General features: G+C 44.0%; 9 protein-coding genes. 5 read left to right on the top strand and 4 right to left on the bottom strand.

The features are described 5' to 3' along the window. Positions 1-546: 546 nt before the first annotated feature. The gene (locus VLG36_01945; protein HSW77537.1) at positions 547-1,230 is read right to left on the bottom strand and encodes a methyltransferase domain-containing protein; all 684 of its coding nucleotides are present in this window, start codon (positions 1,228-1,230) and stop codon (positions 547-549) included. Positions 1,231-1,339: 109 nt separating this feature from the next. Here VLG36_01945 and VLG36_01940 point away from each other — a divergent pair, with 109 nt between their 5' ends. The 3 genes from VLG36_01940 to VLG36_01930 all read left to right on the top strand — a co-directional run bounded on the left by VLG36_01940 (position 1,340) and on the right by VLG36_01930 (position 3,785). Continuing rightward, entirely contained in the window at positions 1,340-1,909 is a 570-nt protein-coding gene (locus tag VLG36_01940; GenBank protein ID HSW77536.1) for a hypothetical protein, read from the top strand. A gap of 72 nt (positions 1,910-1,981) precedes the next feature. Next, entirely contained in the window at positions 1,982-2,998 is a 1,017-nt protein-coding gene (gene ruvB / locus VLG36_01935) for a Holliday junction branch migration DNA helicase RuvB (GenBank protein HSW77535.1), read from the top strand. Positions 2,999-3,017: 19 nt separating this feature from the next. Continuing rightward, entirely contained in the window at positions 3,018-3,785 is a 768-nt protein-coding gene (locus VLG36_01930; GenBank protein ID HSW77534.1) for a PH domain-containing protein, read from the top strand. Between the two features lie 12 nt (positions 3,786-3,797). Here the strand turns inward: VLG36_01930 and VLG36_01925 are convergent, their stop codons facing one another. Then, positions 3,798-4,190: a type II secretion system protein gene (locus VLG36_01925; protein ID HSW77533.1), complete on the bottom strand. Its 393-nt coding sequence runs from the start codon at positions 4,188-4,190 to the stop codon at positions 3,798-3,800. Positions 4,191-4,257: 67 nt separating this feature from the next. Between VLG36_01925 and recA the strand changes: the two genes are divergently transcribed. Next, positions 4,258-5,292: a recombinase RecA gene (gene recA, locus VLG36_01920; GenBank protein ID HSW77532.1), complete on the top strand. Its 1,035-nt coding sequence runs from the start codon at positions 4,258-4,260 to the stop codon at positions 5,290-5,292. Positions 5,293-5,305: 13 nt separating this feature from the next. Next, a complete protein-coding gene (locus VLG36_01915) occupies positions 5,306-5,944 on the top strand; it encodes a RecX family transcriptional regulator (GenBank protein ID HSW77531.1) in 639 nt (212 codons plus the stop codon). On the opposite strand, the gene VLG36_01910 is transcribed toward VLG36_01915, so the two are convergent. Together VLG36_01910 and VLG36_01905 are read right to left on the bottom strand one after the other, a co-directional pair. Continuing rightward, positions 5,941-6,522: a hypothetical protein gene (locus VLG36_01910; protein HSW77530.1), complete on the bottom strand. Its 582-nt coding sequence runs from the start codon at positions 6,520-6,522 to the stop codon at positions 5,941-5,943. The two genes, VLG36_01915 and VLG36_01910, sit on opposite strands and share 4 nt — an antisense overlap. A 27-nt stretch (positions 6,523-6,549) precedes the next feature. After that, positions 6,550-6,855 (bottom strand): hypothetical protein, encoded by a 306-nt coding sequence (locus VLG36_01905; GenBank protein ID HSW77529.1) that lies wholly within the window; start codon positions 6,853-6,855, stop codon positions 6,550-6,552. Between the last annotated feature and the right edge of the window lie 4 nt (positions 6,856-6,859).

Here is a 6,859-nt window from a genome sequence, read left to right as displayed (position 1 = left end):
ACTGGCGCAGGAGCGTTCCGCTCCGGCGCCAGCGAGAAACACTCACCACGTATCTCGACTACTACAACCAAAGGCGTGTACACTTAGGATTGCAGTTACGAACACCTGCGGAGATGTTGCAAAGGTCTTGAGTTCTCTACGTAGCGAATTATTGTTTGTCAAGGGCTGTAGACAGAAGATCTCTTGCTACGCCCGATTCACTTTTCTGGTTTTTACCTGCAAGGCCTTGCAGCTTTTTATAAATATTGTCATCAAGAGAGAATTTGACATTAAGCTCATGGGTTTTCTTGGAGTGATTATTTACGAATCGAATGACAATCTTCTCCAGTTCTTGTTCTGTCGTATATGTCTACTGGAAAAAGCGGATGACTGATGCCTGAAACAAAGAGCTTATTAGGCCGCTCTTTATACTCGGGCAGGTTGTTCCTGTATAAGTTGAGAACAGGTTTATTATGCTGTAGTGCGATTGCAGTTTGATAGCCCTGACTGTAATTGAAGCGAGACCCTTCAACGATAAGCACATCGGCTTGGAGAACTGCATTAACGTTACTTTCGACGATTTCTGGCCTCTTTCTTACAGATGATGTTTAACCATCTATGTGAAGGATAAAGACCTGTATTGAAGCTTGTGTACTGTAGACTGAAACCCTCTTCATTAAGTACGTCAGTAATGTCTTGCTGACTCCAGTAATGAGCGAAGCGTACATCCTCCAGTTTTTCCTTTATCCATTCTTCTCCCATACCTTGTTTGATGGAGAAAGCTAGAATACCTTCAGGCTTGAGCGACGAGTGAATATTTTGGAGCGCAAGCTGTATTTCTTCTACGGTGAAGTGAGGAAAAACACCATTCGCATAGATCATGTGATATTGGTCGGCTAGTTTATCTTCAAGTACGTTAAAATGAACAGCGGGCTCGCCCGCGGCAAGCATGATTTCTATAAAGCTCTCGGTAGCGTCGCTGCAGATTACCTTGTAACCTTGCTGTCGCATATAGCTCGCATCTCGTATTGTTGCGCTTCCTATCTCAAACACCACACCGTCCTGGGGTATCGCACCTAAGGCTGTATCTATCCATTCGCGCATTTGGAGGGGAGATTGTGCGATTGTCGGTACGGTATTACGAATATATTCGTTAGCGTATCTATTGTATGAGTTTAAAGTAATTTTATTCGGGTCACTAAGGGCTATGCCTCGTTTTTTTAATGCTTTGTCAATCACCAGTTTATCCATTACTGTATCCATTATAATGTATTTTAGTACCTAAGTGTGATATTATACATGTAAGAAATAATTTGGTAAAGGGGTCAAGCGATGACGGCCGTTCAAAAAGGTGAGTAAGATGAAAATTCATTTGGTAACATCGAAACCAACTCTTGAGAATGATATTGATGTCCTTAGAAAAATAATGCAAGTTATCAAGCAAGAAGGACATGTACTTGCACGTGATTGGGTGGATGGGGCATTTAATGCGAATCAAAAAACAGGGCAAACAGCCGAGGATTGGTCTAATATATACAACGAGAGTATTAGTGCAATCGCTCAGGCTGACGTTGTAATTGCCGAAGCAAGTTATGAGAACTTCGCAATCGGATATCAGGTAGCAGTGGCTGTTCAGCAAAAAAAGCCGATCCTTTTGTTACGTCGTGCATCGATGGACAAAAGTGCTTTTGCAACTGGAATCGAAGATGGTTGGGTTAAGCATGAAGAATACGAAGAAGCAACACTAGATAAGATTATACAACGGTTTATCGGCGAGAATGATATCTCTACCAAAGACATGCGCTTTAACTTCTTCATCGATCGACCTATCTACAACTATCTTCGTTGGGCCGCTTTGAAAACGGGTAAAACAAAGGCCGAGATTCTACGTAGTTTGGTGCAACAAGAAATTGAGAAAAAAGACCTCTAGTCTTTTAACAATCTTGCCTAAAAATAAACAACATTCCCTAGAAGTATAAACTGCTATACTGAAAGTACTGATATGGCGGTAGAACGAATAGTTGATACAAGTAATCACGACGAAGACGAGGATGAACAGCTGGTAGAGATATCACTGCGCCCGCGTGATTTTTCAGAATACATTGGCCAAGAGCGTTTAAAAAAGAACTTAAAACTGGCAATTGATGCTGCTAAAAAACGTGACGAACCAATTGATCATGTGTTACTGTACGGGCCACCAGGACTTGGTAAAACAACGATGGCGAATGTCATTGCCAATGAAATGGGTGCAAAGCTGCGGGTAACCGCGGGACCTGCTATAGAGCGCGCTGGTGATCTTGCGAGTATTTTGACCAACCTTGCAGATGGCGACGTGCTATTTATTGATGAGATCCACCGATTAAGCAGAGTTGTCGAAGAGGTGCTCTATAGCGCCATGGAGGATTTTAAGCTTGATATTGTGATAGGTAAGGGTCCGGCGGCTCGTAGTGTACGTCTTGATCTGCCAAAGTTTACGGTTATTGGTGCCACAACACGTACGGGTGCACTTGCGGCACCACTCCGAGATAGATTTGGGCATATCTATCGACTGGATTTCTATACCCACGATGAAATTGGTAAGATTATTATGCGAGCAGCAAGTATACTGGAGAGCAAAATTCATCCCGAATCAGCACAGCTGCTTTCTACTCGGGCGCGCTTGACGCCGCGTATTGCCAATCGTCTGTTAAAACGTGTACGAGATTATGCTGATGTAAATGGCGATGGGATTATTGATCGAAAGACCACACTCATGGCACTTGAGCTTTTGGAGGTCGATGAACTGGGTCTCGATCCGGCTGACCGTAATATGCTTCTGAGCATTATTGACAACTATGGCAATAATCCAGTGGGGCTTACTACCATTGCAGCCTTGACAGGCGACGAGGCGAGTACGATTGAGGATTTTTACGAACCATACTTATTGCAGCTTGGCTTTATTGAGCGAACGCCACGCGGACGACGCGTGACAGCTAAAGCGTACACTCACCTCGGCAAGGTCATGGCTGAAAACCAATAAATGTTGGTATAATACCAGTATGGATATGGATGATCTTCCGCGCCGACCGCAAACAGAAGAACCTAAGCCCGTTGCCTATGATGCTGACGGCAACCCGTTGTACGCAGCGCCCCCTAGACCTGCCGACCCTTCGTACGGTCCGCAACCCGGCCCGCAGTTTGTCCATTTGAGCCGTGCGGCAGACCCTGTTGCGCCGACGATCAGTGATGAGTTGAAGACTAAACACGATCAATCGGTTAAAGATTTTCCGTCGCTTAGTATTAGTGAAGCAGAGTATATTATCAGCGCCATCCGAAGGCATCCTATTGGTATGGTCTTGCCTGTTGTATTAACAGTGTTTTCTGTTGCGGTGGTAGCATCACTCCTTATTAACTATCCTCTTATTATGAATGCAATGAGTATTGTTTCGCCTCTACCGTTTGGGGCTGTGCTCATAGGTGGTCTACTTGTGATTGCAGCCATTCTATTGAGTTGCTATGTGTCTATTTGGATATATTCAGCTAATAAGTTTTTTCTTACGAACGAGAGTGTGGTTCAGGAAATTCAGTCAGGCTTATTCTCGCGTCAAGAACAAACGGTAAGTCTTGCTAATATTGAGGATGCTAGTTTTCATCAGAGTGGTCCACTTCAGCTGCTATTTAATTATGGGACTATTCGACTTAGCACAGAGGGCGACGAAACAACCTACACCTTCCAATATGCAGCAAATCCAAAACAGCAGATTGCTATATTGAACAACGCGGTCGAAGCATTTAAAAACGGCCGACCCGTCCAGTACGAAGATTAGAATAAATAGCTGTTAATTGTGACGACTGGTCTTAGTATAGGACGCTTCTTTTTCCATGTCGGCGGTTAGCTTGTAGCTTTTGCACTTGCTGTCTTGACAGTTGCTCGCGTCATAGTGGTATTCGGCACTTGTATCGTTTATCTTTGTGCCGTCAGGATCTGTAAAGAGGGCAGGATCCATAGCAGGGAGGACGCTTTCATTGATAGTATCCGGGTAGTAGCCATTTTTTGCGTAGTAAGCTTCTTCCAGGTTGTAATACATGGCGTTGATAGCTGTCTTACGCTGGCTGTCACGCTGGGCGGCAGAGAGGTCATTTCGCTGCAAGAGTAGTAAAACAGACGCTACGCCAAGGAACGCAATGACAACGATAATTTCAATAACTGTAAATCCAGATGTACGCTTCATTGCCTCTATTATAGCAAATAAGTCAGAGAAGAAGTATAATAGGAAGCAGTAAAAGAGAGGGAGAATAATGGCTAAAAAAGCTGACAACACAGATGTGACTGAAAAAGCTGCCAGCAATGAAGGTAAGCTTAAGGCTCTAGGACTTGCTATGGACCAGATTACCAAGCAGTTTGGTGATGGTTCAATTATGAAACTTGGTGATACGCATAGGGCGGATGTAGAGCTTATTTCGTCTGGTGCGCTTAGTCTCGATTTAGCGCTTGGCGGCGGATATCCTAAGGGTCGCATTATTGAAATCTATGGACCTGAATCAAGTGGTAAGACGACATTAACACTGCATGCTATCGCAGAGGTGCAAAGAAATGGTGGTACGGCTGCATTTATTGATGCCGAGCATGCGCTTGACCCAGCCTACGCAAAACGCCTTGGTGTTGATACCGATAATCTGCTGGTAAGCCAGCCAGATAACGGTGAGCAGGCGCTTGAGATCGCAGAAACGCTTGTACGTTCCAGTGCAGTTGATCTTGTGGTTGTGGACTCCGTCGCGGCACTAGTTCCACAGGCGGAAATTGATGGTGATATGGGTGATAGCCACATGGGTCTTCAGGCTCGTCTGATGAGCCAAGCTCTTCGTAAGCTGACAGGCATCATCAACAAGAGTCACACGACTGTGATTTTTATTAACCAGATTCGTATGAAGATCGGTGTGATGTTTGGTAACCCTGAAACGACAACCGGCGGTAATGCATTAAAGTTTTATGCTTCTGTGCGTCTCGATATTCGTCGTACTGGCCAGATTAAGGCTGGTGAAGAAATTGTTGGTAACCGAACCAAAGTTAAGGTGGTAAAAAATAAGATCGCACCGCCGTTTAGGATTGCCGAATTCGATATCATGTATAACGAAGGAATCTCTAAGACTGGTGACGTACTTGACTTAGCGGTACTGCACGGTATTGTCGGTAAGTCTGGCGCGTGGTTCGACTACAACGATGGTAAGATCGGCCAAGGCCGTGAAGCTGCCAAGACCTATCTTAAAGAACATTTAGACGTACTGAACGAAATTGATAAAAAGGTCCGCGAAAAAGTAGCCGTAGAGGCATAGGAGTGTTGTTGGTATGAAAATTACCGCGATCTCTATTCAGGCTAAAAATAAGAACCGCGTAAATGTCATGGTGGATGGCGTTTACCGGTTCTCTCTTGATTTATACCAAGTAGCTGACCTGGGAATTCGAACCAACAAAGAATATGCCGAGGAAGAACTCGTAAACTTAGAAACCGAAAGTCTGTTTGGCAAGCTATACGGCAGAGCTTTAGAATACTGCTTGATGCGACCCCATAGCGCTAAAGAAGTGAGAGATTACTTATATAAAAAAACGCGCGATCAACGTACGAAAGACGGCAGTATAAAAAAAGGCACACCAGTGGAGATCACGAACCGTGTTTTCGATAGGTTAGTTGAAAAAGGCTACATCAATGATGAAAAGTTCGCGAAGTTTTGGATTGAAAATCGAAATACCGCTAAAGGTACAAGTCAGCGCAAGCTAACGGCTGAACTGAGAGCAAAGGGTGTGCTTCCGACAATTATCGATACGTTCCTTTTGGAGTCTAAAAGAACCGATGAGAACGAATTGCAAAAAATCATTAATAAAAAACGTAATCGTTATCCGGACGATATGAAGTTAATGCAATACCTAGCTCGACAAGGTTTTCAGTATGATGATATTAAACAGGCTTTAGCTGAAACGGAAGATTAACGGCGTTCGCTCTGCTCTGTCTGTGGGCCTGCGGGTTTACGAAAGGGATTAGTATAGGTGTCGTGTACTGCACGCATAACAGGTTCGGCTGGTTTGATCTCTGACTCAACGACTATTTTTGCATCAGTAATTTCTTTAATCTGACTTCGGTGAATTAGGAGATGTGTATCATTCAGGCTCATAAGGAGCGGTCGTTTGACACTCAGTTGTTGTACGACAAATCCAGCCGTCTCGATAGTGTAGTCATCTATTTTACCTAGTTTATGGCGTTTTGTATCAACAACTGTCTTGCCGATGAGGTCGAACTGTAATTTATACGTCTCGTTTAGTTTTATGATGTCTTCGGGCGACACAAATTCATCGCTAGAATCGACAATTAGACCAATGTTGCTAAATTCGCGCACATCAGCAACTCGAAGTAGAGACGGGTGAATGTTGAGGAGTGGTCCTGCGAGCTCATAGGCGACAATCTGAAGTGAATGGGGGTCGATAATAGCACGCTGAGTACGTGCAAGTTCGCCACCGGTCTGTAGACCCATAACCGGTGCGTCGATCAGTCTTGATCCAGCGATTAGCATAACTTTAGTATAGACGTTTTTGGCTTACTACTCAACAAATGGATTAGTCCGTGCGCCATTGTTACTGATTGTAGGGTCTGATTGGTCGGCTGTTTTAAGGTTTTGAATTTTTTGAATAGTGGACTGGTCGAAACTAGAGTTATTCGCGTTTGGGCTATAGCCGTTATCTTGTCCAGATGTTATGACGGCGTTGTTGAGTAAAAAAATGACTACTGCAAGACCACCTAGAACGATAATGACGAAAAGTACAATATGAAAACGGTGTAGGAAAGCTAAGATAGATTTTTTTATTGCATCTGGTGAAAGTGTGAGACTGATCTTTGTATCTTTCATAATA

Source organism: Candidatus Chromulinivoraceae bacterium (assembly GCA_035478595.1).
Classification (GTDB): Bacteria; Patescibacteriota; Saccharimonadia; order Saccharimonadales; family Saccharimonadaceae; genus CAMLKC01.
This window is presented reverse-complemented; position numbering and strand designations above follow the sequence as displayed.

What these genes read in the sequence shown, in the direction of transcription:
- VLG36_01945 (HSW77537.1), bottom strand. Translation starts at nt 1,230, where the DNA reads ATGGATAAACTGGTGATTGACAAAGCATTAAAAAAACGAGGCATAGCC.
- VLG36_01940 (HSW77536.1), top strand. Translation starts at nt 1,340, where the DNA reads ATGAAAATTCATTTGGTAACATCGAAACCAACTCTTGAGAATGATATT.
- ruvB (HSW77535.1), top strand. Translation starts at nt 1,982, where the DNA reads ATGGCGGTAGAACGAATAGTTGATACAAGTAATCACGACGAAGACGAG.
- VLG36_01930 (HSW77534.1), top strand. Translation starts at nt 3,018, where the DNA reads ATGGATATGGATGATCTTCCGCGCCGACCGCAAACAGAAGAACCTAAG.
- VLG36_01925 (HSW77533.1), bottom strand. Translation starts at nt 4,190, where the DNA reads ATGAAGCGTACATCTGGATTTACAGTTATTGAAATTATCGTTGTCATT.
- recA (HSW77532.1), top strand. Translation starts at nt 4,258, where the DNA reads ATGGCTAAAAAAGCTGACAACACAGATGTGACTGAAAAAGCTGCCAGC.
- VLG36_01915 (HSW77531.1), top strand. Translation starts at nt 5,306, where the DNA reads ATGAAAATTACCGCGATCTCTATTCAGGCTAAAAATAAGAACCGCGTA.
- VLG36_01910 (HSW77530.1), bottom strand. Translation starts at nt 6,522, where the DNA reads ATGCTAATCGCTGGATCAAGACTGATCGACGCACCGGTTATGGGTCTA.
- VLG36_01905 (HSW77529.1), bottom strand. Translation starts at nt 6,855, where the DNA reads ATGAAAGATACAAAGATCAGTCTCACACTTTCACCAGATGCAATAAAA.